This window comes from Proteus sp. PR00208 (genome assembly GCF_016238545.1).
Lineage (GTDB): Bacteria > Pseudomonadota > Gammaproteobacteria > Enterobacterales > Enterobacteriaceae > Proteus.
In genome coordinates, this window is sequence record NZ_JAEHQE010000009.1 from 95535 (window position 1) to 117880 (window position 22346).

Genomic DNA, 22346 nt, shown 5'->3' on the forward strand with positions numbered 1-22346 from the left:
TTACAATGAATGTATTAAAAGAAATCTTAGAGCGTGATTTAGACCGGATCAATACAGCAGAAAAAAGAGACGGGAAACCACATTTTAATAGTCAGTTTTTAAAAAACCATATCTGGTTATGTATCAGCATGGTTCTCTCTTATATATTGCTCGCTGCGTTATTAATTTATTCACCTTACTTTGGTGTTATCTCGCTCGTTCTCTTTACTGTCATGTTCTTAGTTATGGCAGGTATCTTGTTATTTGATATAAAACCTATCTATAAATTTGAAGATATTGGTGTTCTCGATTTGAGAGTTTGCTATAACGGTGAATGGTATACCTTTGAAAAACTCTCTGATGAAGCCATAAATGAAATTCACCAGCACCCTGCAATATCTAAACAAATAAAAGAAGATATTCGCGAGATTATTAATAAAAAACAAGAAATTCATTTTTACGATGTGTACCTGATGGCATTTGATCCCGTACAACAATCAATTTCAGCATCACAATTATCCCCTCAAACTTAATTGATTCTCCGTGTTACACACAAAAACACGGAGAATAACTTCTATTATTTAGCCACTTTGTTGATAAACCAACCAAACAGATATTTAATCCACTTTTAACGTTGACACTCTGATATATCATCGTTATTATGCGCCTCGTTCTCACGAGAACTCGCTTCCTCCATAGTTCAGTCGGTAGAACGGCGGACTGTTAATCCGTATGTCACTGGTTCAAGTCCAGTTGGAGGAGCCAAATTTAGAAAAGCCCGCGCTATTACAGTGCGGGCTTTTTGCTTTCTACATTCTTATCATCTAAATCAGCTACCTAAATCCAATCTGTATCGTTATCTTGCTTGATTAATAAATAGCTAATTTATATCTAGTACGATAAAGACCTAACCTGCTATTCCAACAATTTCGTGTTTTAGGTGTTTTTTATACGCTTCAACATCTTGCTCAATTTGCGGTTGTTTCACCACATCAAACATTCCGAAGGTTTTTAATCCTTCCATACCTAAAAATTGGTTCGCTTTATGGAATGGAAAATAGACAGCATCAATTCCTTTTCCTTCAAAGAACTGTTCTTGTTCTTCAAAAGATTCAAAAGGCGCATTCCAAGTTACAGAAAGAAGATACTTTTTGCCTTGTAATAATCCACCTGAACCATATTTTTTCGAAGGATCTTTTCGTGTACGACCATCATCAATATACATTTTGCCGTACCCAGCACTAAATACATCATCAATGTATTTTTTTAAGATCCAAGGGCCTTCCATCCACCATGCTGGCATTTGATAAATAATGACATCAGCCCATAAGTATTTATCAACTTCTTCGTTAGTATCATAACCATCATCAATGCGTGTTGATTGCACATTTATCTGATGTGAAGACAACAAATCTGTGGCGACTTGCGTTAAATGATCGTTGAGTTTCCCTTCAGAACCATCAAACTCTTTTGCAGCATTAATAATAAAAACGTTAGTCACTTCTAAACTCCTTGTATACACATATTTAATAAGCAAACTGTAACGCAATTACTCATCACTGCTTTAACTCATTCCTCCATTATTCTTGCCTAATAATCCAAAGATACCGTTTCAGTTTCTGATTCTTTTAATCGTTGAATATCTTTTAAGGGCGATAAACCAAATAATCGATGATATTCACGGCTAAATTGTGAGGGGCTTTCATAACCGACGATAAATGCTGCTTTAGAAACATCACTCATTTCAATCAGCATGATCCTTCTTGCTTCATTCAGCCGCAACCACTTTTGATACTGCAACGGCGTCATGCCAGTTCGTTTTTTAAAGTGAAAATGAAATGATGAGGTGCTCATACCCACTAACGTTGTAAGATCTTCAATCCGAATTGTTTCGTGATAATGTTGTTTAATCCAATCAAGCGCATGACTAATTTGCCGACACTGAGGATGTTGTGATGCTAATAGTTGCTGACGCGCACCATCATTCGATCTTAATAAGTAATAAAGGATCTCTTTTTGGATCAAAGGAGCAATAAAAGGTGCATCTTCTGGTGTATCTATTAGTTTTATAAGCCTTGTTACTGCTTGTAAGATTGGCGCGGTTGCTTGAACAATTTGTTGAGCGCTGATTTCGTTATTTTCTTGTAGTAATTCAAACTTATTTTCAGCCAGCAGCTCAGGTAATAGAGCGAGGTCTAATTTTAGTAACATTGCTAAAAAAGGTGTTTCTTTTGACGCTTCACAGACTTTAGCAAAAGTAGGTATATCTGATGATGTTAAAAGCATATTCATAGGACGATAACAGTTTGTCTCTAGCCCTATCGTTATTTGCTTTGCACCTTGTGCAGCAATAGCCAAACTGGGTTCATACATCCAGCCTTCAGACTCTGTAATAGAAGTATACCGACATAACGCTAAACCAGAAACAGAGGTATCCCATCCCCCTTCTTTATCTTTTGTATATAGAAGAAGTGTTTTTTTAAATTGCTCAAACTCTAATACCATCGGTACTGATAAATTCGTAGTATCCATCGTCTCGGGATCTTCAATTAGTCTTTGAATTCGTCAGATTGTATAACTAAACAGTATGAAAAACTTTCTTTTAAAAAAACGCTTTATCTTTTCTTTCCAATGTAAGACACATTTCAGCGAGTAGAAATGTAATTTCGAATATTATTTCTATTGATAACCATTTATTTTTTATACATTTTTGTCAAAAAAGAAACAATCTGATGCACTCTTGAGCAAACGGTTATTTTTTTCATTTTTTTACTTTACAAGGTGAGCGAGGATAGCTATTATTCGCCTCGTTCTCACGAGAACTCGCTTCCTCCATAGTTCAGTCGGTAGAACGGCGGACTGTTAATCCGTATGTCACTGGTTCAAGTCCAGTTGGAGGAGCCAAATTTAGAAAAGCCCACGCTATTACAGTGTGGGCTTTTTGCTTTCTACTCATCAGTTATTTTTATTCCTCTATTTCTTATTTATTTCCTTTGTATCCTCTACATATTCATCTTATGCATCTGTTATTTCTGTTCTGTGTTAACTCAAAATCATCAATAAAAAACACCTTTTTATAAAACTATTTCAATCAACATAGCTCTACTGACTGTTTTTTAAACGTAAAACCACCTTATTTGATTTAAAAACTATAAATTAGTTATTTTTTAGCCACTTAAACTATTATTTCACTTTTTTTACTTTACAAAGTTCATCACCCTCGCTATTATCCGTCTCGTTCTCACGAGAACTCGCTTCCTCCATAGTTCAGTCGGTAGAACGGCGGACTGTTAATCCGTATGTCACTGGTTCAAGTCCAGTTGGAGGAGCCAAATTTAGAAAAGCCCGCGCTATTACAGTGCGGGCTTTTTGCTTTCCACCTTCTCTATTATCAATACCTTTCTCATTTTTCTATCTATTTTATTTTTCAGAGCCCAACATGGTCTCAAATACGTTATCTCTTTATTTTTTATCTTTATTTTTAGTCTTCAGTGTGAAAAAAATAGCCATTTAAACGAGTTCACCACCTCATTATTAGATTATCTGTTTTAGAAACACACAATATGTTGTTTATCTATGCACTTAAACAAATATCGTCGATTGTCCTTTGACATATCAAATCACCCACTATATGATACACGCCACTTAATGATGTTCCTCCATAGTTCAGTCGGTAGAACGGCGGACTGTTAATCCGTATGTCACTGGTTCGAGTCCAGTTGGAGGAGCCATTTCTTTTTGTGTCACCCTCGTAACTTCTTGATTTTATTCTCTGTTTCACCTTACATAATTTCAAAAACATAATAAAAAAATACGATTAAATGGTAGCTATTTAATCGTTTTCGTATTAGCATTCGTTTCCGGCTTGACTATCTAGTCCAATCCAATCCTTGATCTTTCGATTTTCCTAAGACACACGGAGCCGGTATATGACCACTGCACAACCTATCACCCTCACTATTCGCCGTCCTGATGATTGGCATGTTCACTTTCGTGATGATGACATGCTAAAAACCGTTGTTCCTTATACCAGTCGCTATTTTGGCAGAGCTATTGTGATGCCAAACCTTGTTCCACCTGTTACAACGATTGAAGCGGCTCGCACTTACCGTGATCGCATCAAAGCGGCTATTCCTGCCAGCGATAACTTCGAACCGTTAATGACTTGCTATTTAACAGATAGCACATTGCCTTCAGAAGTAGAGCAAGGTTTCTTACAAGGTGTTTTTACTGCTTGTAAACTTTATCCTGCGAATGCAACAACTAACTCAAGTCATGGTGTATCCGATATCACAAAGATTTATCCAATCTTAAGTGTGATGGAAAAAATCGGAATGCCATTGCTGATCCACGGCGAAGTAACCGCCTCAAGCATTGATATTTTTGATAGAGAAGCACGTTTCATCGATAGCGTTATGTCTCCTGTACGCAAGCAATTTCCTGAGCTAAAAATTGTTTTTGAACATATTACAACTAAAGAAGCCGCTCAGTATGTATTAGAAGGAAATGAATTTCTCGGTGCTACCATTACTCCGCAACATTTGATGTTTAACCGCAATCATATGTTAGTTGGTGGTGTTAAACCTCACCTATATTGCTTGCCTATTCTTAAACGCAACGTTCATCAAGAAGCACTAAGAGAAGCAGTTGCATCAGGAAACTCTCGCTTTTTCTTAGGTACAGATTCAGCACCTCACTTACAGCACCGCAAAGAATCATCTTGTGGTTGTGCTGGGGTATTTAATGCACCAACCGCACTGGCAGCCTACGCAACCGTATTTAAAGAACTCAATGCATTACAACACCTTGAAGCCTTCTGTTCTCTAAATGGTCCGCGTTTTTATGGTTTACCCGTTAATGAAGGAACAATCACATTAACTGAAAAAACTGTTGAGGCTCCAGCACAAATCCTTTGTGGTAATGAAGCGCTTATTCCTTTCTTAGCGAATGAAAATATTCATTGGGATATCACTGTCGATTAATTCTCCCCCTTGATATTTATCTAAAATGCACCATATAACATTTGTTCGACTGTTAATGGTGCATTACTCTTTTATCAGAGCCAGTACACATTTTTTTGTTATAACCAAAATTTATCTTTTTAATCACGATAAATCTCGTATACTGAAAAGTAACCACTTTGTGTGGGAGCTTCTCTCTTAGTCAAAACCGGTTGTATGATTAGGAGGTATTATGAGTAGAAAAAATGAAGTTATTCAGACACATCCTGTTGTAGGCTGGGACATCAGTACCGTTGACATCTACGATGCCATGATGTTGCGTTTACATTATCTTCCTGAAAACGAACATCATCCAGAAAATGCAGTTGTAGATAAGACACTTTGGCTCACAACAGACATAGCTAAGCAGTTGATTCATATTCTTCAAGCTGGCATTGATAAAATTGAATCATCTGAAGATTCTGTTTCAGACAACACCAAACATTAATAAAAAGATCTAGAAAAGTTAGCGAACGTAAAACAGGAGTACTTGGTACTCCTGTTCTCATTTTATCTCCCTACAGTCCTCTATCACATATTATTTATATCAATATATAAACCAGCTCTTACTGCATGCAAATAATTGCCCATATTAATAAATCAACTTTCATTTAATGAAAAAATAATCATAACCTTTTTATTCGATATATCTTCAGAAAAATAATATATAAGCCGAATTGACATAAAATAAGGTTATCTTTATTTTAATAAATTAAAACAGCTACAAACAAGGAAGTTATTTGTGAAAGTATTAATTATTGATGAATGTTTTTTTACTCGTAATGGTATAAAACATTATTTTTCGAAGAGAAATCTAAGACATGAAATAATTGACATATCATCTATACAAGAAGCCAATAGTTATATTAATCACTCAATGCCAGATATTATATTTATTGATCTCACAAGATATTGTCGAGAAGTAGCACATTGCCCGCATTTGCAACTTTTTTTTATTTCAACAAGAAGCTGTCGGCTTTATCTTTATATTGATGCTAACTACCCAGACAAAGAAAGACCTATCGCATTGACAAATAACTGTTTTATCCTTCCGAAGAAGATACTTCCTTGGGTGCTTGAAAAGACATCTTTGTTCACTTCTCGATGCCAAGTTTACTTTCCGACCTATAAACATTCATTATGTTCTATTTTTAGTTCACAAGAACAAAAAATTATTAATTATTGGATGAATGAAATACCTAATCATCAAATTGCTAAAAAACTATCCATTAGTAGTAGTACAGTATATTCACACAAAAGGCATATTACCGAAAAAATTAATGTGAAAAATCGAATTGAATTATTTTTCATATATAATATTTTAAAATACATATATGAGAAATAATCCTAATACATTTCAATCAAAAAAAACAAACAGAAGAAAAAAGGAATCCAATTCCTATTATTACTCCCTGTAAATGAGGTGGCTAATATGCGTGTTGATCACCTTAAATTTATTATAATATTATGTATGTAGGATACATATGATATTAAAATAATTAAACTGATATAGCTCTATCTTATAAAAGATAAAGTAAAACTGATTTGTTATGCAATCACTTCACTCTTCTTTTAATAAAGAGTGAAGTGATTATTTAAAATACCAAATCGATAATTAAGCTATGCGCTCAATCTTAGCTGGTAAACCTTGACGCACAGATGCACCAGATACCCAATCTAACCATGTATTAGTGATTTGACGTGTTGGATCAGCAAACCCCAAATCATTAAGGTTGATACCGTTGCCAATGCCTTTATCCATCGGTAATGGTTGTTCATCTAAATAATGCTGACGAGAGCCTAACTCTTGATGCCCATATCCATGTTCAATCGCTAAAACGCCCGGCATTACGCCATCAAGTAAACTAATCTCAGCTTCCACTTGTCCACCGGGTGTAACAATGCGAACTTTATCACCATGATTAACCCCCCATTTTTTACCATCTTGAGGATTAATTGCGACTAAGTTACTCGGTTTTACCATTCTTAAACGCTGGATCATGCCTGTTGAACTACTCACCACATGAGACTTAAAGGACATTAATTTTAATGGCCACTGCTCTTCAGGATAATGCTGATGAATATCACTACCATCCGATAAACGTGGTGGATAATAAGTCGGGCAACCACTATAACGTTCACCTGTTATTGCATGATGGTTTTTAGCCACTTCTTCATTCCAGATTTGTAATGGTTTTTTCCACTGAGGTCCAGTTTCTTCACCATTCCACGCTTTGTCATAAGGGGCAAAACGACCGCCTCGTGTATAGATATAGGCAACTTGAAGAACTTCTTCATTTTTTAATGTTGATGTTATCGCAGGTAAAATACGGTCTACACCACTTAATAAAATATCTTCATTGGTTGCAGGGGCAACAGGTTTTTCCCCCATAAACGCCATATTAGCGGCAACGCGTAAATAGTAATCTTCTGCACTATTGATTGGATAGAAGTTACCCTCCATATCTTCGATTGCTTTCTCACCAAAGCCTGGCAAATCTAAGGCTTTTGCAACAGCAATACAGAATGCTTCCATTGAAATTGGCTGACCATCAGCTGTTTTTGCAACACGAGGTTCAACAATCGGCCAGCGTGCTGTACTTGCTTTAGTTTGAACACCAGACCAAGGCGCACTAAATCCCCAACTCTCAAAGTTATGTGTATCAGGAACAATATAGTCTGCCAGCGCTGTTGTTTCATTCATAAAAGCATCAATACCAATAATCAAAGGTAGGTGCTTCGGATCTTTCAAGCGCTCTTCCATCACTTGGCGAATACCCGCAATCCCATAAATAGGGTTGGTCATATTCGTTATCCATGCTTTTAATGAATAAGGATAACCTGCTAATGCAGAGCCTAGCTGCTCAGTTAATTGTCCAGCAGCAAACGGATACCAAGGTGCTTTTGCTGGATATGGGGATCCCCCTTTCTCTATACGCTCACGGTATTCATCAGATTTCTCATAGGCGGCTTTGCTGCGTGATAACACCATGCCTTTTGGTTTAACTTTACCTTTAAAGCTATCCATTTTGTAACATGGCCCATCGGTTGCACCATTAAACTTACCGCCACCAACAGATACTCCACCTTTAAGGTTTAAGTTACCTATTAGCGCATTCAGCATAATCACGCTCCATGCAGTATAGAAACCATTACCGCCCATCATACCGCCATGAGAGATAACCGCCGCTTTTCGTCCATAAGCGGTAAATTCACGACCTAATGCAGCGATTGTTGTTTCTGGTACTTTACAACGCTCACTATATTCTGCCAGTGTCATACGTTTAGCCGCTTCATCAAGTAATTGGAAACTTGATTTAACCGTAACGGTAGCACCCGTTTTTAATGTCACAGTATGCGTAGCAAACAATTGTGCTTTATTAACTTGGGTCGATGGAACTAATTCACCTTCAAGTGATAAAACCAAGGTTTGCTCTTCCCCTTCTGCAACATCATTAAAATGTGCAGTTGTCAGCATTTGTCCTGACAAAGGATGTTTTTCATCACTGATCACAAGGTGAGTCGCATTCGTCCAGCTCTTCTCACCCATATTTTTCATTGAAACTTCGCTTGGTACTGACAGATATTCTGCATTGTAGCGATTGTTTTCAATGATCCAGCGGATCATCCCCATAACTAAAGCGGCATCCGTTCCCGGTTGAACTGGAACCCAATGCCCATGATCGTTAGCTAATGTTGTTGTTAAAGGTAAAGCAGGGGCAACAACCACATAGTTAAACGAATCACGAATTCGTGCGTTAGCTAACTGACGACCTTGACGCTTAAATGGGTTACCTGATTGTGCTGGTGATGTTCCTAAAAATAGTGCAAATTCAACGTAATCCCAGTCAGGCTTAACGTGGGCGTTTTTATCTAAATCGTTCATTAACGCACCAGAGCCAGCACGGTACGCCAATCCACAATAAGAGCCATGAGCACCAAAGTTTTTACTACCAAATGAGTTTTGAGCAAAGCGACGAATAAACGTATCTCGACCATCATCACCCGCATTTGTCATTAATAATTGATTAGCTTTAGGGCCTAAAGCCGGTTGCTTTGGATCGATTAAAGTCTCTAAATCACGAATGGCGCGTAAGCCATCAACATGGCCTTCACCAAAGAGATCGCCACCTTCAACAATTTCTTGGATCAACTGCTCAAAACTAATGCGTTTCCATTTACCTTCACCGCGTTTACCCACGCGTTTCATCGGCTCAAGAATACGTGTTGGGCTATCAAGGCTTTCCATCATGGTTGCACCACGAGCACACGCCGTAGAGCGGTTTTCTAAACCACTTTCACCACCCATTTTTTCAAATGCTTCTTTAATTGGCATGTTATAGCCAAAATGATGATCATGAGAAAGTGGGTGATAAGGATTACCTGCAATACGTAAAACTTTATTATTGGCTCTATCAACACGGGCACGAACGCCGCATTGTGTCCAGCAACCAAAGCATTGCGTCATACAAACAGATTGATCTGTATTCGCTTGCCATTTTGCGTCTTTTACAACTTTACCTTCAGGTAATAACGAGTTTCCATTGATCCTATCAAGTGTCACTTTACCTGATGTGCCATCAACTAAACCATCTATGGCACGTTTAGCAACATCACGGTAGCTGGCAGCAAATGCGGCAATACCACCGATAACTAACCCACCTTTAAGCCATTGACGTCTTGTAAACTTAGCCATGCTGCACTCTCCTGACAACCCAACGAATACTTTCTCTAAATAAAATAGTTAACGCTATCCACAATCCAAATGTACCAACAATTGCCATCAATCCATCATTACCTAGCGTAAACTCATAAGGGTTTGTAATTATGTTATATTTTGGAATGTATTGAGCACCCATCAACATCAACCAGCGTAATACCCACGCAAGTCCCATTGATACAAATGCCATGATGGTAATAAACGCAACCGAACGTACTTGTTTTGCCATCAAAAGTCCCATCGCAACAGAGATACCCCATAGTACGATAACGCCCATGGCACTCCACCAGCCAAGGCTTCCCATTACTAATTGTTCTCTAATTGCCTGACCTGAAATCGTATCGCCTGCAACCCAAAAGCCCGTACATACTGCTAATAACATCAGTGAACTCACAAACCACATCGCTAATTCACGCTGATGTACAGGTTCACGACGTGTGCCTAATGCGAGTAATGTCGGTAGTACTTGCATTGCACTAAAGAACAACAGTATTGGTAACCAGTAGGTATACAACACAGGTCTTGCTTTTAAGATAGAAGCTTCGCGACCTGTATATAACAACAAACCAATCGCAGTTAATGAGCAAGCTAATGCTACCCAACGAGTTAATTTGTATTCACGCTTCCAGACTAAACGAACGACCATCGCAGCAAAGTAAAGCATGCTAAATACTGAGAACAATGGCAGTAATAGTGATCCCCATGCCATCCAAGACCACGGTGTTGGATAAGCATAGAAGTGCCACACGCGTGCTGTTTGGTGTAAATCTGCCGTTAAAGCAAGAGGTGCTGTAATGCCAGCTGTTACTGCAATAAAGACAGCAACCGCTTCTAAACGTTGATTACCTGCACCGCCTTTCCAGCACTGCCAGCACGCATAAAGCGTTGCACTACAAGCAATACCGATAAAAAAGAAATATTGCACAGCCCAAGGTAACCAAAAATATTCTTGAGGGATCGCGATGACTTCTTGAATTTGAGAAATTTGCGGGATCATGAGTGAACCTCCTGCTGCCATAATGCGGGTTGTCCTTGACCTGCTAACGGTTGTACAAATGCATCATCGAGGCCGAGATAGAAAACTTGTGGCAATGTACCGCTTTCTGGTTTTAATACTTTAAGCTCTTTTTCATGTGTACGTAGCATTTTGCTGATAGTGCTATTAGGATCTTTCATATCGCCGATAATACGAGCACCACCAACACAAGATTCAACGCACGCAGGCAATAATCCAACTTCGAGGCGATGTGCACAGAAAGTGCATTTATCTGCTGTTTGTGTTGAGTGATTAATAAAACGTGCGTCATAAGGACATGCTTGAACACAATAAGCACAACCAACACAACGTTCATTATCAACGACGACAATGCCGTCTTTACGTTGGAAAGTCGCTTGAACAGGACAAACTGGCACACAAGGTGGTTCATCACAATGGTTACACAATCTAGGCAGTAAGACGTTGGTTATCCCTTCTTGCCCCTTGATAGCAACCTGATATTGGTTTACTGTCGTCCTAAATTGTCCTTGAGGCGTCTGATTTTCGATGTTGCAGCTCACAGTACAGGACTGGCATCCTACACAACGGCGTAAATCAATCAGCATACCGTAGCGTTTATCTTCCGAGCCCTCACGACGCTCAGGTGATAATTTAATGCCGGCTTCAGCTAAAGGAACCAGTGAAGCACCCGCAGTAAGGACCCCTAATTGTTGTAAAAATTTTCGTTTTCCAAGATCCATATTTGTCTCCAGCATCACTCAATAACACAATCTCACTATGAGTGAAGGAAATAGAAATTAAAAAGTATGTGTTTTGTTATAAGTGCATTGTAAAAATTACTGAAGATAACACCTATTGTGGTTTACCACATACCAAGTGCGAACTTGATCCAAGACAATATTTAACATTAGATATTTATGACGATAAAACAGACAATTGGGATAAGAAACGCAGTAAGTATCGGGTTATTGCTGCTCTTTTTTGTACTTCCTCTACAAGCCACAGCAAAAGAGTGGACAATCGGTGTTTTAGCACTACGTGGTGATGCGTCCACTCAAAGACACTGGCATCCACTTGTTGATACATTAAATGAACAATTTCCGTCAGAAAACTTTGTGTTAATGCCATTAAATCTGGAGGAGATGAAATTAGCAGTTGCGAAGAAAAGTGTTGATTTCTTACTCACAAATCCTGCGCAATTTATTCAATTAGATAATGCATTTCCATTACGCTGGTTGCTCTCTTTACGTTCTGGCTATGAGCCTGATAACACGACACGAAATGTCATTGGTAGCCTAATTCTCGTCCGTAACGATAGCCCGATTACTTCTGCACATGAATTAATCGGAAAACGCGTTGGCGCCATTGCCCCTGATGCCTTTGGCGGCTATCTTTTAGGTTACAAAGCGCTACGAGAAGACGGAATTGATCCTGATAAAGATTTCACATTGCGTTTCACGGGTTTTCCGGCGGATGCTTTACTTTATCTATTACGAGATGAGGATATTAATGCGGCAATTATTCCCGTCTGTTTACTGGAAAATATGGATAGCGAAGGGCTTATTCGTAAAAGTGATTACCGCCCCTTGATTTCCTATCAAACCAATACGCCATGTTTAACCAGTACACCGCTCTACCCTAATTGGTCATTCGCAGCACTAGATACCGTACCTGATGAACTTGTTGATAAAGTCACTCGCGTTTTACTCACCGATGATAGTAAACCGATGAAATGGGGAGCCCCTGCTTCACATACACAAGTTGAAAAGCTATTAAGGGAAGTCAACCAACATCCTCGCCAAAGACAGCTTTGGCAAGATGCGCAAAGTTGGGCTATTCAGCACCAATTTATTATTGGTCTTTCATTGGCGGCTATCCTTTTTCTCATCCTAAACCAAGTCTGGATCAGCTATTTAGTTAGGCGTCGTAGTCGCCAACTGGAACACGCTCACAATCGATTAAGACAGCAAAAGGAAGAGTTAGAACACGCTCAACGCTTAAATATATTGGGAGAAATGGCATCAGGATTTGCTCATGAGCTTAATCAGCCACTTTCTGCTATTAAAAGCTATGCGCAAGGGAGCGTTATTCGCCTCAAAAGAGAGAATGAATCGCACCCATTGCTACCTGCATTGCAACAAATAGATAAGCAGGCGCAACGCGGCGCTGATATCATTAGAAATCTACGCTTATGGGTTGGAAAACAAACACCTAATACTGATACCATTTTGCTTTCTCATCAAAGTATTGCAGAGTGTATCCAACATATTTGGAAGCTTTTACGCGTAGAAGACAAATACCCACAGGTTTCACTGATCACCCATATTGATGAACATGATACCCTGTGTTTACCCGAAACATTATTAGAGCAAATTTTATCGAATTTAATCACCAACAGTCTCCAAGCTGGCGCTAACGAACTAAAAATTAGCACCCATAAGGCTCCTGATAGGTTACTTATAGTCATTGAAGATGATGCAGGTGGAATGAGCCACAGCCAACTTGAACAGCCCTTTTCCCCATTCCAAACAACAAAAACGGAAGGACTTGGGTTAGGTTTGGTGATTTGCCAACGTTTATTGCTTTCTCAAGGTGCTGATATTCATATTGAAAACCAAAAGAATGAACAAAATAAAGTTGGAATAAAAATCACACTTATTTTCCCTAACAAAAATAAATAACGGAGAAAAAATGCCAACAATTCATCTTGTTGATGATGATCTTGCTGTCACTGATGCTTGTCAGTTTTTATTAGAAAGCTTAGGTTATTCAGCCCATGTCTGGAATGATAGTGAGTTCTTTATCAACAATGTCAATCTCTATCAGCAAGGTGTTGTATTGTTAGATATGAGAATGCCAAAACCCGATGGCAGGCAAGTCCACCAGCATTTAATTGATAAGCACAGCACCCTTTCTGTGATTTTTTTAACTGGTCATGGCGATATCCCCATGGCAGTTGAAGAGATCAAAAAAGGAGCTATCGACTTTCTACAAAAACCCGTTGATAGCAATGCGTTGTTATCTGCTTTAGATGCAGCATTTCTTGAAACCAATACGCGTTTTACCGCACATGATATTCGTCGCCGTTATGCTTCATTAACCCCAAGAGAAAAAGACATTGCCTATTATGTTATTCAAGGATTAATGAACCGAGAAATTGCGGAAGTTGCTTGTGTTTCAATAAGAACTGTCGAAGTTCATCGAGCAAAAGTGATGGACAAAATGGCAGCTAAAAATATTGCCGAATTGGTGACGGCATTACAAGGTATCGAAATAATTTCACCTAATTTATGACAAAATTTCTTATCTGCGCTAAAAAGTGTCACAATATAAGATATTCATTGGAAAAATAGTAAATAGATAGGCTTATGATAAAGTCACCTCCATTTAAAAAATCATTTTTGCATCCTAAATATTGGCTGACTTGGTTCGGGATCGGATTACTCTATATTCTGGTTCTCCTTCCTTATCCTGTCATTTATTGGCTAGGTACGCGCCTAGGCCGTTTTTCGAAAGTTTTTTTAAAAAAACGTGTCCAAATAGCGGAACGTAATCTTGAACTCTGTTTTCCACAGATGCCAAAAAGTGAACGAGAAGCCTTAGTTAATAAAAATTTTGAATCTGTTGGTATGGGATTATTCGAAACGGGTATGGCGTGGTTTTGGCCAGAGTGGCGTGTCAAACGTTGGTTTAAAGTCAGTGGGCTTGAAAATATCAAAAAGGTTAAAGACTCAGGACAAGGGATCTTACTTATTGGGATCCATTTTCTGACACTAGAGCTTGGTGCTAGGATTTTTGGTATTTGTAATCCTGGCGTTGGTGTTTATCGCCCTAACGATAATCCCGTTATGGACTGGCTACAAACATGGGGTCGATTACGTTCTAATAAATTTATGATTGACAGAAAAGATGTCAAAGGCATGATCCGTAGTTTAAAAGCAGGTGAAATTATTTGGTATGCACCTGACCATGATTATGGTCCTCGTAAAAGTGTTTTTGTGCCTTTGTTTGCAGTTGATAAAGCGGCAACAACAACGGGAACTTATATTCTGGCAAAAACGAGCAAGCCCGCATTAATTCCATTTACCCCAAAACGCTTACCTGAAGGCAAGGGTTATGAATTAATTATATCGCCACCTGTTGCTGATTTTCCTACTGATAATGAGGAAAATACCGCGAGAGCGATGAATAAAGTCGTTGAACAAGAGATTTTACGCGCGCCAGACCAATATATGTGGTTACATCGTCGCTTTAAAACTCGCCCAGAAGGTGACGCTTCCTTATATAACGAAATAAAGAAAGTACACTAACGACAAAGTGGCTGTTTTGAAATAAAACAGCCACTTTGTTATATTGCAATACACTGAAATAACAATAATAAAATCAATAACAGCATAAGCTGTAAACTCCTGCAAAACACATTATAAGAGCAAGACCTATCGCACTTATTCTGTATCATGGCTATATTCTTATTCATCATAAAATAAGAAAACCGACTCGTTGTTGCCACGCCCAACATCGCTACGGTTATTGTCAGCCTATTTTCTTGGTTTACTCTCTCGTTCTCGGCTAAAGGAGTAACATGGATCTCAAGCCCCGAAATAACTCTTGGAAACGTAATCTCTATATTGTCTGGTTTGGCTGTTTTTTAACTGGCGCTGGTTTTAGTTTGATCATGCCCTTTCTTCCTTTATATGTAGAAGAACTGGGTATAACCGATCACGAAGAGCTTAATCTTTGGACAGGTGTTGCATTTAGTATTACTTTCCTTTTTTCTGCCATTGCAGCACCTTTTTGGGGGAAATTATCAGATAGAAAAGGTCGAAAATTAATGCTGTTACGTTCTGCCCTTGGTATGGCAATTGTGATGGTATTAATTGGGTTTGCTCAAAATATATGGCAATTATTAGTATTGCGAGCCTTGCTGGGTGTATTAGGTGGCTTTGTTCCGAATGCAAATGCGTTAATTGCCACTCAGGTTCCAGTTAAAAAAAGCGGCTGGGCATTAGGAACACTTTCAACAGGTGCAGTAAGTGGCGCATTAATAGGTCCTTTAATTGGCGGTATGCTTGCCGATCTCTATGGTTTACGTCCTGTCTTCTTTATTACTTCTGCCGTTTTATTTATTTGCTTTTTAGTCACCCTCTTTTTTGTCAGTGAAAACTTTACACCTGTTTCTAAAAAAGACGCACTGACCACCAAACAGGTATTCTCATCACTTAAAAATAAAAGACTCGTTGTATGCCTATTTTTCACTACGATGATCATTCAAGTAGCAACAGGCTCCGTTACGCCTATTTTGACACTTTATATTCGTGAATTAACAGGTTCAGTTAGCAACCTTGCCTTTATCAGTGGTGTTGTCGCCTCTGTACCTGGTATTGCTGCACTTATTAGCGCACCTCGTTTTGGTAAATTAGGTGACCGAATTGGTCCTGATAAAGTCCTTCTTTTTACCCTCGGACTCTCTATTTTTATGTTAATTCCAATGGCACTGGTCAGTAGTTATTGGGAACTTGGCGCGCTACGTTTTTTACTTGGTGCGGTCAACGCAGCCATGTTACCTGCGGTACAAACGCTTATTCTCTATAACATTACCCCTGCTATTGCGGGTCGAATTTTCAGCTATAACCAAGCACTAAGAGATGTTGGAAATGTTACGGGACCGTTAATGGGGGCTTTTGTCGCTGCAAGCTATGGATTTAGAGCTGTTTTTTATTTCACCGCAGCCGTTGTCTTTTTTAATCTAATTTATTCTTGGTTAAGCTTTAGAACACCACAAGAAAAGTAGTCAAAAAATCTACAAATTAGATTAGTTAATAGTTTTTTTTCTTCAAAAAATTACACTTTTACATTTAAAGGCTTAATTGTTATTTTTTTTATTCTATTTTTTGTAATTTATTGTTTATTAAGAACATTCTCACCCCCTACTTGTTAAGACCTATAAAATTTTCTTGTCCTCTTTTTTCAAAAAATTGCAAGGTTAACTATTGCAAAATGAGATTTTTATCGACTTTTGCACCAAAAAATGGTTTATAAAGTATTAAATATACTTTTAGTCACTAAATTCTGACAAAAGTATGTTAAAAATATATTAATTAAATGCAGTGGGTATTGATAACAGAATGAAATAATTTTGTTTCACCACTAGCTGATATTTTGTTCTTTTTACTTGCAAACGACCTGTAGAGGTTTTTTTGGGAATTTAAGATGCAATCTACTCACTCAAAATCTAGCCGAACTTTCTTTGGCCACCCATATCCATTAAGCTCCCTTTTCTTCACCGAAATGTGGGAACGCTTTTCTTTCTATGGTATTCGCCCATTATTAATTCTATTTATGGCGGCAACCGTTTATGAGGGTGGCATGGAAATCCCCAGAGAGCAGGCATCTGCTATTGTGGGTATTTTCGCAGGCGGTGTTTATTTAACATCGCTACCAGGAGGTTGGCTGGCTGATAACTGGTTAGGTCAGCGCCTAGCTGTATGGTATGGCTCTATCTTTATTGCATTAGGGCACCTATCCATCGCACTTTCAGCGTTTTGGTCACAAGATCTGTTCTTTATCGGTTTATTACTGATTGTATTGGGTACAGGGCTATTTAAAACCTGCGTAACTGTGATGGTAGGAACCTTATATAAAAGGGATGATACTCGCCGTGATGGTGGATTCTCCTTATTTTATATGGGTATCAATATGGGCTCATTTATTGCACCACTCATCACGGGTTTCTTAGTGCGTGATTATGGCTGGCATTGGGGCTTTGGTATCGGTGGGATTGGTATGCTTGTTGCGTTACTGATTTTCCGCTTTTACGCAGTACCGACCATGCGTCGCTTTGATAGCGAAGTCGGTTTAGATTCAAGTTGGGATCGCCCAACCGTCGTTCGTCGTAATGTCGGTCAATGGATCTTAGCGTTATCTGTCGTTCTTATAGCAATTGTTGGCCTTATTATTTCTGGTGTTATTCCTTTTAACCCAGTTGTTGTGGCTAACTTTATGGTCTATGTAATTTCAGGTAGTGTTATCGCTTATTTTATCTATTTATTCCTATTTGCTGGATTAAGTAGTAGTGACCGTTCTCGCTTATTTGTTTGTTTCCTCTTATTAGTTTCAGCAGCCCTTTTCTGGTCTGCATTCGAACAAAAACCAACATCATTTAACTTATTTGCCAACGACTATACTGACTTAAACTTTATGGGTTTCGAGATCCCAGCAGTTTGGTTCCAGTCTGTTAACGCCCTGTTTATTATTATTCTTGCACCTGTATTTAGCTGGTTATGGCCAATGATGGCACGTAAGAATATGAATTTAAGCAGTATGACTAAGTTTGTGATTGGTATTTTATTTGCAGCGGGTGGCTTTACCGTCATGATGTTTGCATCTGAAAGCGTTATTGCAACAGGACAAGGCGTTTCACCTCTTTGGTTAATTGGCAGTATCTTATTACTGACATTAGGTGAATTATGCTTAAGCCCAATTGGTCTTGCCACTATGACTATTTTAGCGCCTGCTAAAATGCGTGGTCAGGTGATGGGATTATGGTTCTGTGCAAGTGCATTAGGTAATTTGGCAGCAGGTTTAATGGGTGGAAATATCCGTCCAGACAAACTGGATGTAATGCCTGATTTCTTCTCTCATGTTTCTATCGCTCTGGTTATTTGTGCTGTTGTTCTTGCTGCACTGATTATTCCAGTTCGTAAACTTTTACAAAGTGCAGATAGCAAAGAGAAAGCACAAGCTTAATCTAATGCGTTAATTATTAAAGCCATGTCTAATTACTTAGACATGGCTTTTTGCTTTTATATCCTACAATTTGTAACGCTGTTTTTAAGTATTGCACCCAATATTTAAAACACTTAATCTCATTACCTTCTATTTATTGGTAGTTTATCACTAAGGTAATACGATGACAGTTCTTCCTATTTATTATGTTAATGCTTTTTCCTCTCTGCCTTTTTCAGGAAATCCCGCAGCTGTCGTTTTGTTAGAAGAGTGGTTGCCTGATGACACCTTAATTACACTTGCTAGTGAGATTAATTTACCTGAAACCGCTTTTTTAGTTGGTGATCATATTCGTTGGTTTACACCTAAAATTGAAGTTCCTCTTTGTGGACACGCAACATTGGCCACAGCTTTTGTACTGAAAACGATAAAACAGTCTCCTAATAAGCTCTTTAAATTCCAATCTCTTTCAGGTGAGCTCACTATTTCTTGCCAAGGATCTCTCTTTACACTTAATTTTCCAGCTATACCCGCGACATTAAATAACGATATAAAATCAGCGCTTGAAGAAAAATTAGCATTACAAATAGATGAAGTTTGGCAAGCGCGTGATCGTTATGTTTGCTTTTTATCTGATCCAGAAACTGTCATTAACTACCAACCGGATTTCACTCAAATCGCACAGTTGCCTTTACCTGGCGTTATTATCACAGCTAAAGGTCATGCTCCTTTTGACTTTATTTCTCGCTTCTTTGCGCCCGTAAAAGGCGTGAATGAAGATCCTGTTACAGGCACATCGCATTGTGTATTAGCCCCAATTTGGGGTAATAAACTCAATAAAACACAGTTACAAGCAAGACAAGTTTCAAAACGAGGTGGAAATATCGACTGTGAATTAAAAGATAATCGCGTTTTACTAACAGGAGATGCTGCACTCTTTTTAACTGGCGAAATAACCTTTTAATTACAGACGGCATAATCAGCCATTCATCTACTTTGCTTTCAATTTACTCTATTTTATACTGTGGGGAATTTCTCCCCTATAGTATAAAAGAAGAAGGCTTTATTGTTATGTCCATCTCTGACTTATCTCCTGAGCTACAAGATAAAATTAAAAATTCAGTCACCCGTGTATCTAAAGTCATATTCCCCACCACGACTAATCATCACTCAACACTCTTTGGTGGCACTGCATTAGCTTGGATGGACGAAGTTTCATTTATTACCGCCACTCGCTTTAGCCGTAAACGCCTAGTGACGGTTTCAACTGAAAAAATAAATTTTAATCACCCTATTCCATCGGGTACGATTATTGAATTAGTGGGTGAAGTTATTCGTGTTGGACGTACAAGTTTGACGGTAAATGTTTCTATTTTTCTTGAAGATATGTACGCAGAAGGCCGTGAAGAAGTGATCCATGGTCAGTTTAATTTCGTTGCGGTTGATCATGACGGTAAACCAACGCCATTATTCGATAAATAGCATCTTATAGAGAGATTTATCATACTTTTTATCTCTCTTAATTAAAAACTGCATTATTTTATAATGTGATTTATTATTTTGAATAATAACAAAGAGTAAGAACATTAATTTAAATGGATATTTTTCAATCAACATAAAATATCCAACAAAATCAATAGATAATAAGATTACTAACATGTAAGACAAGAGTTATCCACAGTTAATGTGGATAACTGATTAAGTTCAAAAATCAGAGAACACAGATTTTTGTTACTGCAAACTCAATCTGACAAATAGTCAGTTTCCTTCCTACAGTTGCACTTTCAGCAATAACAATATCCGTAGATTGTGAATACTGTCGCCCCACTTCAAGCGCTAACTCAATAGTGGGCTCAATCAGTAATATCACCCCAATCTGTTCAATATCAACAGGAAAGTCTGCAAGTGATCTAAGTTGCACCACTTGTTTTATCTTACTTTTAGCAATCTCTTGTGCTTTTTCTGTTGCGGCCTGATTAACTCTTGTTTGTTTTTCAAAAGCGCCACCACCCGAATGAAGAAAGATCATAATTTGCTCATTATAGAAAACAAAGGCTGTTACCTTTATTATTCAAATCCAAGCCATAAAAGCCAGCAGATAGATAAAAAAGAAACAGCCTTATCTCTATTTTTTCATTCTATTGAGCACAATATAAAAGTGCTTTACCAACCATAAGAAACACCTCCGCCGACAACACCGCGATCTTCTGTATTCCATGAAGCAGAGACACGAATAATGGCACTTTCTGTTATTTGATACTGAGCACCTGTTGCAAGGGCATTAGCATCGCGATAATTACCCACTCCCACACCTAAACTAAAAGTATGATTAGTCACATAAGGAATATTGGCCATTGCCGCAACAGAGGCAATACCTGCACTTGCCCTTTTGTCAGCTTTATCTATTTTGTTATCCATATTATTGAGCGCGACATCATTATCAATAAAGATATTCTTAATCTTATTGTTGGTATATTCATTCGCAATAGAAATAGAGTCTTTTTTTGACGAATCAATGTATTCTCTTAGGGACTCATCTCTTTCATTGATAACAGTATTGGTGATATTGATATATTCATTTCCTTTTTGAGTAATATATTTTTCACGCTCTTTTGTAATTTTTTCGTTATTTCTATTTATTGCACCCTCAATACCTGTGGAAATTTTACTGATTTCTATATCAGTATAATTATTGGCATTTTTTTCAGATTTTATAACTCGCCCTTCTGTCAATGATGTTATTTCATCTCGGGTATTCTTGATATGTTCTACTGTTTTTTCATGATGTTCATTGACTTTAAAATCAGTGTATCCTTTACCACTATTCTCAACTTCAACAATTCTATTATTGGTATATTCTTTAATATTATTTTCAGATTTGGTAATTTTATCATTGGTGTTTTTCTCAATATTACCTTTCATTTCATCCACTCGATTATTAGTATAATCTTCAACGCCTGATTTTATTTCAGCATATTTATTTTCACTATAGATATGAAATTCGTTTTTTGCTTCATTGATATAATTAATCGTATTCTCTTGATGTTTTTCTATTTTACTATCAGTATATTGATTTGCTTTCTTCTCCGCACTATTGGCTAATTCATTTGCTTTTGTTTCACTTCTTTTTAGCACCTCCTCATTTGCTTTAGCAATATCGCCTTTTATTATTTTATTATTATCATTTATTTGATTATTTGTCTCTTTAAGAATGCGATCTTTTTCTTGCTCAATTCTATTATAAATATTCTGGTTATTGTCATTAATACGCTTATCTGCCTCAATAAGAATATTATCTTTTTCTTTTCTTAATTGAGAAACATTAACAGCATCGTTATCTTCTGTACCTGCTGCGACATTAATAATTTGTCGCTGATTTTTATCACTACCGATTGATAATGTATTATTGCGATTATTACTACTGTTATCGCCTAATATAATTGCATTACTTGCTGATCCTGAAGATTTGCTACCAATAATAACTGAATTATCTGCATTATCAGAAAGGCGACTGCCACTACCTAAAATAACCCCATTTTCAGCATTATTTATTGCCCCTTTCCCTATACTAATTGAATCTTTATTTTCACTATAAGCTTGAGAGCCAATAGAAAGAGAACCGTCACCGATTGCCATTGCACCACTTCCCAATGACATCGCATTATCTCCTATTGCTGTACTTTTATGGCCTATTGCCGTTGCATTTTTACCTTCTGCTCCCGCGTTAGCACCAATTGCGGTTGATTGGTCTGAATGTGCCCATGTATTATATCCAACCGCGGTCGATTCATTACCATCTGCTTTACTATTTCCACCTAATAACGTGGTATTATTGGCATAGGAAGAAGTAGATGAAAATAATATAATAACTAATAGTTTTATCTTAAAATTTATATTACAAACCATACCTATATCACTCCAAAAT

The 22346-nt window shown here is 37.8% G+C and carries 18 protein-coding genes and 4 tRNA genes; 15 read left to right on the top strand and 7 right to left on the bottom strand.

All coding sequences use genetic code 11. The features are described 5' to 3' along the window. Window positions 1–5 precede the first annotated feature (5 nt). Entirely contained in the window at window positions 6–512 is a 507-nt protein-coding gene (locus JEP36_RS08515) for a YlaC family protein (protein ID WP_198619821.1), read from the top strand. Window positions 513–668: 156 nt separating this feature from the next. Further along, window positions 669–744 (top strand) — tRNA-Asn (locus JEP36_RS08520). A 142-nt stretch (window positions 745–886) separates the two neighbouring features. Here the strand turns inward: JEP36_RS08520 and JEP36_RS08525 are convergent. After that, complete coding sequence (locus tag JEP36_RS08525; protein ID WP_198619820.1) at window positions 887–1480, bottom strand: NAD(P)H-dependent oxidoreductase; 594 nt, start codon at window positions 1478–1480, stop codon at window positions 887–889. Between the two features lie 89 nt (window positions 1481–1569). Then, window positions 1570–2511 (bottom strand): AraC family transcriptional regulator, encoded by a 942-nt coding sequence (locus JEP36_RS08530; protein ID WP_232805435.1) that lies wholly within the window; start codon window positions 2509–2511, stop codon window positions 1570–1572. 296 nt (window positions 2512–2807) lie between these two features. On the opposite strand from JEP36_RS08530, the gene JEP36_RS08535 reads away from it, so the two are divergent. The 6 genes from JEP36_RS08535 to JEP36_RS17850 all read left to right on the top strand — a co-directional run bounded on the left by JEP36_RS08535 (window position 2808) and on the right by JEP36_RS17850 (window position 6324). After that, window positions 2808–2883, top strand: a tRNA-Asn gene (locus JEP36_RS08535). Window positions 2884–3235: 352 nt separating this feature from the next. After that, window positions 3236–3311 (top strand) — tRNA-Asn (locus JEP36_RS08540). 323 nt (window positions 3312–3634) lie between these two features. Then, window positions 3635–3710: transfer RNA gene (locus JEP36_RS08545), tRNA-Asn, on the top strand. A gap of 198 nt (window positions 3711–3908) precedes the next feature. Beyond that, window positions 3909–4961, top strand: coding sequence for a dihydroorotase (pyrC, locus tag JEP36_RS08550; RefSeq protein ID WP_198619819.1), 1053 nt, complete (start codon window positions 3909–3911; stop codon window positions 4959–4961). A 211-nt stretch (window positions 4962–5172) separates the two neighbouring features. Then, window positions 5173–5427, top strand: coding sequence for a biofilm formation regulator BssS (gene bssS, locus JEP36_RS08555; RefSeq protein WP_064720401.1), 255 nt, complete (start codon window positions 5173–5175; stop codon window positions 5425–5427). 294 nt (window positions 5428–5721) lie between these two features. Further along, window positions 5722–6324 carry a response regulator transcription factor gene (locus tag JEP36_RS17850; protein WP_198619818.1) on the top strand — a complete coding sequence of 201 codons (603 nt, stop codon included), beginning with the start codon at window positions 5722–5724 and terminating at the stop codon, window positions 6322–6324. Between the two features lie 270 nt (window positions 6325–6594). Here JEP36_RS17850 and ttrA read toward each other — a convergent pair whose 3' ends face one another. From ttrA to ttrB, 3 genes are read right to left on the bottom strand one after another with little or no spacing between them, the layout of a single operon-like run. Then, window positions 6595–9675: a tetrathionate reductase subunit TtrA gene (gene ttrA, locus JEP36_RS08565; protein ID WP_198619817.1), complete on the bottom strand. Its 3081-nt coding sequence runs from the start codon at window positions 9673–9675 to the stop codon at window positions 6595–6597. Continuing rightward, on the bottom strand, window positions 9668–10696 hold the full coding sequence (gene ttrC / locus JEP36_RS08570) for a tetrathionate reductase subunit TtrC (RefSeq protein ID WP_198625768.1): 1029 nt from the start codon (window positions 10694–10696) through the stop codon (window positions 9668–9670). Before ttrC ends, ttrA begins: the two co-directional genes overlap by 8 nt. After that, window positions 10693–11436, bottom strand: coding sequence for a tetrathionate reductase subunit TtrB (gene ttrB / locus JEP36_RS08575; protein ID WP_072068548.1), 744 nt, complete (start codon window positions 11434–11436; stop codon window positions 10693–10695). Before ttrB ends, ttrC begins: the two co-directional genes overlap by 4 nt. 177 nt (window positions 11437–11613) lie before the next feature. Here ttrB and ttrS point away from each other — a divergent pair, with 177 nt between their 5' ends. The 7 genes from ttrS to JEP36_RS08610 all read left to right on the top strand — a co-directional run bounded on the left by ttrS (window position 11614) and on the right by JEP36_RS08610 (window position 19903). Beyond that, the gene (gene ttrS, locus JEP36_RS08580; RefSeq protein ID WP_198630083.1) at window positions 11614–13377 is read left to right on the top strand and encodes a tetrathionate respiration histidine kinase TtrS; all 1764 of its coding nucleotides are present in this window, start codon (window positions 11614–11616) and stop codon (window positions 13375–13377) included. Window positions 13378–13387: 10 nt separating this feature from the next. Further along, on the top strand, window positions 13388–13990 hold the full coding sequence (ttrR, locus tag JEP36_RS08585) for a tetrathionate respiration response regulator TtrR (protein ID WP_075673842.1): 603 nt from the start codon (window positions 13388–13390) through the stop codon (window positions 13988–13990). Window positions 13991–14064: 74 nt separating this feature from the next. Further along, window positions 14065–15006, top strand: a complete 942-nt coding sequence (locus tag JEP36_RS08590) for a Kdo(2)-lipid IV(A) acyltransferase (RefSeq protein WP_198625769.1) — start codon at window positions 14065–14067, stop codon at window positions 15004–15006. A 272-nt stretch (window positions 15007–15278) separates the two neighbouring features. Beyond that, window positions 15279–16487 (top strand): multidrug efflux MFS transporter MdtG, encoded by a 1209-nt coding sequence (gene mdtG / locus JEP36_RS08595; protein WP_100160056.1) that lies wholly within the window; start codon window positions 15279–15281, stop codon window positions 16485–16487. 419 nt (window positions 16488–16906) lie between these two features. Next, entirely contained in the window at window positions 16907–18442 is a 1536-nt protein-coding gene (locus JEP36_RS08600) for a peptide MFS transporter (protein ID WP_099075795.1), read from the top strand. Between the two features lie 163 nt (window positions 18443–18605). Continuing rightward, window positions 18606–19385: a PhzF family phenazine biosynthesis protein gene (locus tag JEP36_RS08605; protein ID WP_198619812.1), complete on the top strand. Its 780-nt coding sequence runs from the start codon at window positions 18606–18608 to the stop codon at window positions 19383–19385. A 107-nt stretch (window positions 19386–19492) separates the two neighbouring features. After that, entirely contained in the window at window positions 19493–19903 is a 411-nt protein-coding gene (locus tag JEP36_RS08610; RefSeq protein WP_023581781.1) for an acyl-CoA thioesterase, read from the top strand. 229 nt (window positions 19904–20132) lie between these two features. On the opposite strand, the gene JEP36_RS08615 is transcribed toward JEP36_RS08610, so the two are convergent. Together JEP36_RS08615 and JEP36_RS08620 are read right to left on the bottom strand one after the other, a co-directional pair. Next, window positions 20133–20450, bottom strand: coding sequence for a hypothetical protein (locus tag JEP36_RS08615; protein WP_198619811.1), 318 nt, complete (start codon window positions 20448–20450; stop codon window positions 20133–20135). 134 nt (window positions 20451–20584) lie between these two features. Then, window positions 20585–22327, bottom strand: coding sequence for a YadA-like family protein (locus JEP36_RS08620; RefSeq protein WP_198619810.1), 1743 nt, complete (start codon window positions 22325–22327; stop codon window positions 20585–20587). Window positions 22328–22346: the final 19 nt, after the last annotated feature.

Bases quoted from the DNA above. Each gene is read 5' to 3' on its own strand.
- ttrR (WP_075673842.1), top strand. From the start codon at position 13,388: ATGCCAACAATTCATCTTGTTGATGATGATCTTGCTGTCACTGATGCT.
- ttrA (WP_198619817.1), bottom strand. From the start codon at position 9,675: ATGGCTAAGTTTACAAGACGTCAATGGCTTAAAGGTGGGTTAGTTATC.
- JEP36_RS08515 (WP_198619821.1), top strand. From the start codon at position 6: ATGAATGTATTAAAAGAAATCTTAGAGCGTGATTTAGACCGGATCAAT.
- JEP36_RS08530 (WP_232805435.1), bottom strand. From the start codon at position 2,511: ATGGATACTACGAATTTATCAGTACCGATGGTATTAGAGTTTGAGCAA.
- JEP36_RS08590 (WP_198625769.1), top strand. From the start codon at position 14,065: ATGATAAAGTCACCTCCATTTAAAAAATCATTTTTGCATCCTAAATAT.
- ttrC (WP_198625768.1), bottom strand. From the start codon at position 10,696: ATGATCCCGCAAATTTCTCAAATTCAAGAAGTCATCGCGATCCCTCAA.
- JEP36_RS08610 (WP_023581781.1), top strand. From the start codon at position 19,493: ATGTCCATCTCTGACTTATCTCCTGAGCTACAAGATAAAATTAAAAAT.
- JEP36_RS08620 (WP_198619810.1), bottom strand. From the start codon at position 22,327: ATGGTTTGTAATATAAATTTTAAGATAAAACTATTAGTTATTATATTA.
- JEP36_RS08615 (WP_198619811.1), bottom strand. From the start codon at position 20,450: ATGATCTTTCTTCATTCGGGTGGTGGCGCTTTTGAAAAACAAACAAGA.
- ttrS (WP_198630083.1), top strand. From the start codon at position 11,614: ATGACGATAAAACAGACAATTGGGATAAGAAACGCAGTAAGTATCGGG.
- pyrC (WP_198619819.1), top strand. From the start codon at position 3,909: ATGACCACTGCACAACCTATCACCCTCACTATTCGCCGTCCTGATGAT.
- bssS (WP_064720401.1), top strand. From the start codon at position 5,173: ATGAGTAGAAAAAATGAAGTTATTCAGACACATCCTGTTGTAGGCTGG.
- ttrB (WP_072068548.1), bottom strand. From the start codon at position 11,436: ATGGATCTTGGAAAACGAAAATTTTTACAACAATTAGGGGTCCTTACT.
- JEP36_RS08600 (WP_099075795.1), top strand. From the start codon at position 16,907: ATGCAATCTACTCACTCAAAATCTAGCCGAACTTTCTTTGGCCACCCA.
- JEP36_RS08605 (WP_198619812.1), top strand. From the start codon at position 18,606: ATGACAGTTCTTCCTATTTATTATGTTAATGCTTTTTCCTCTCTGCCT.
- mdtG (WP_100160056.1), top strand. From the start codon at position 15,279: ATGGATCTCAAGCCCCGAAATAACTCTTGGAAACGTAATCTCTATATT.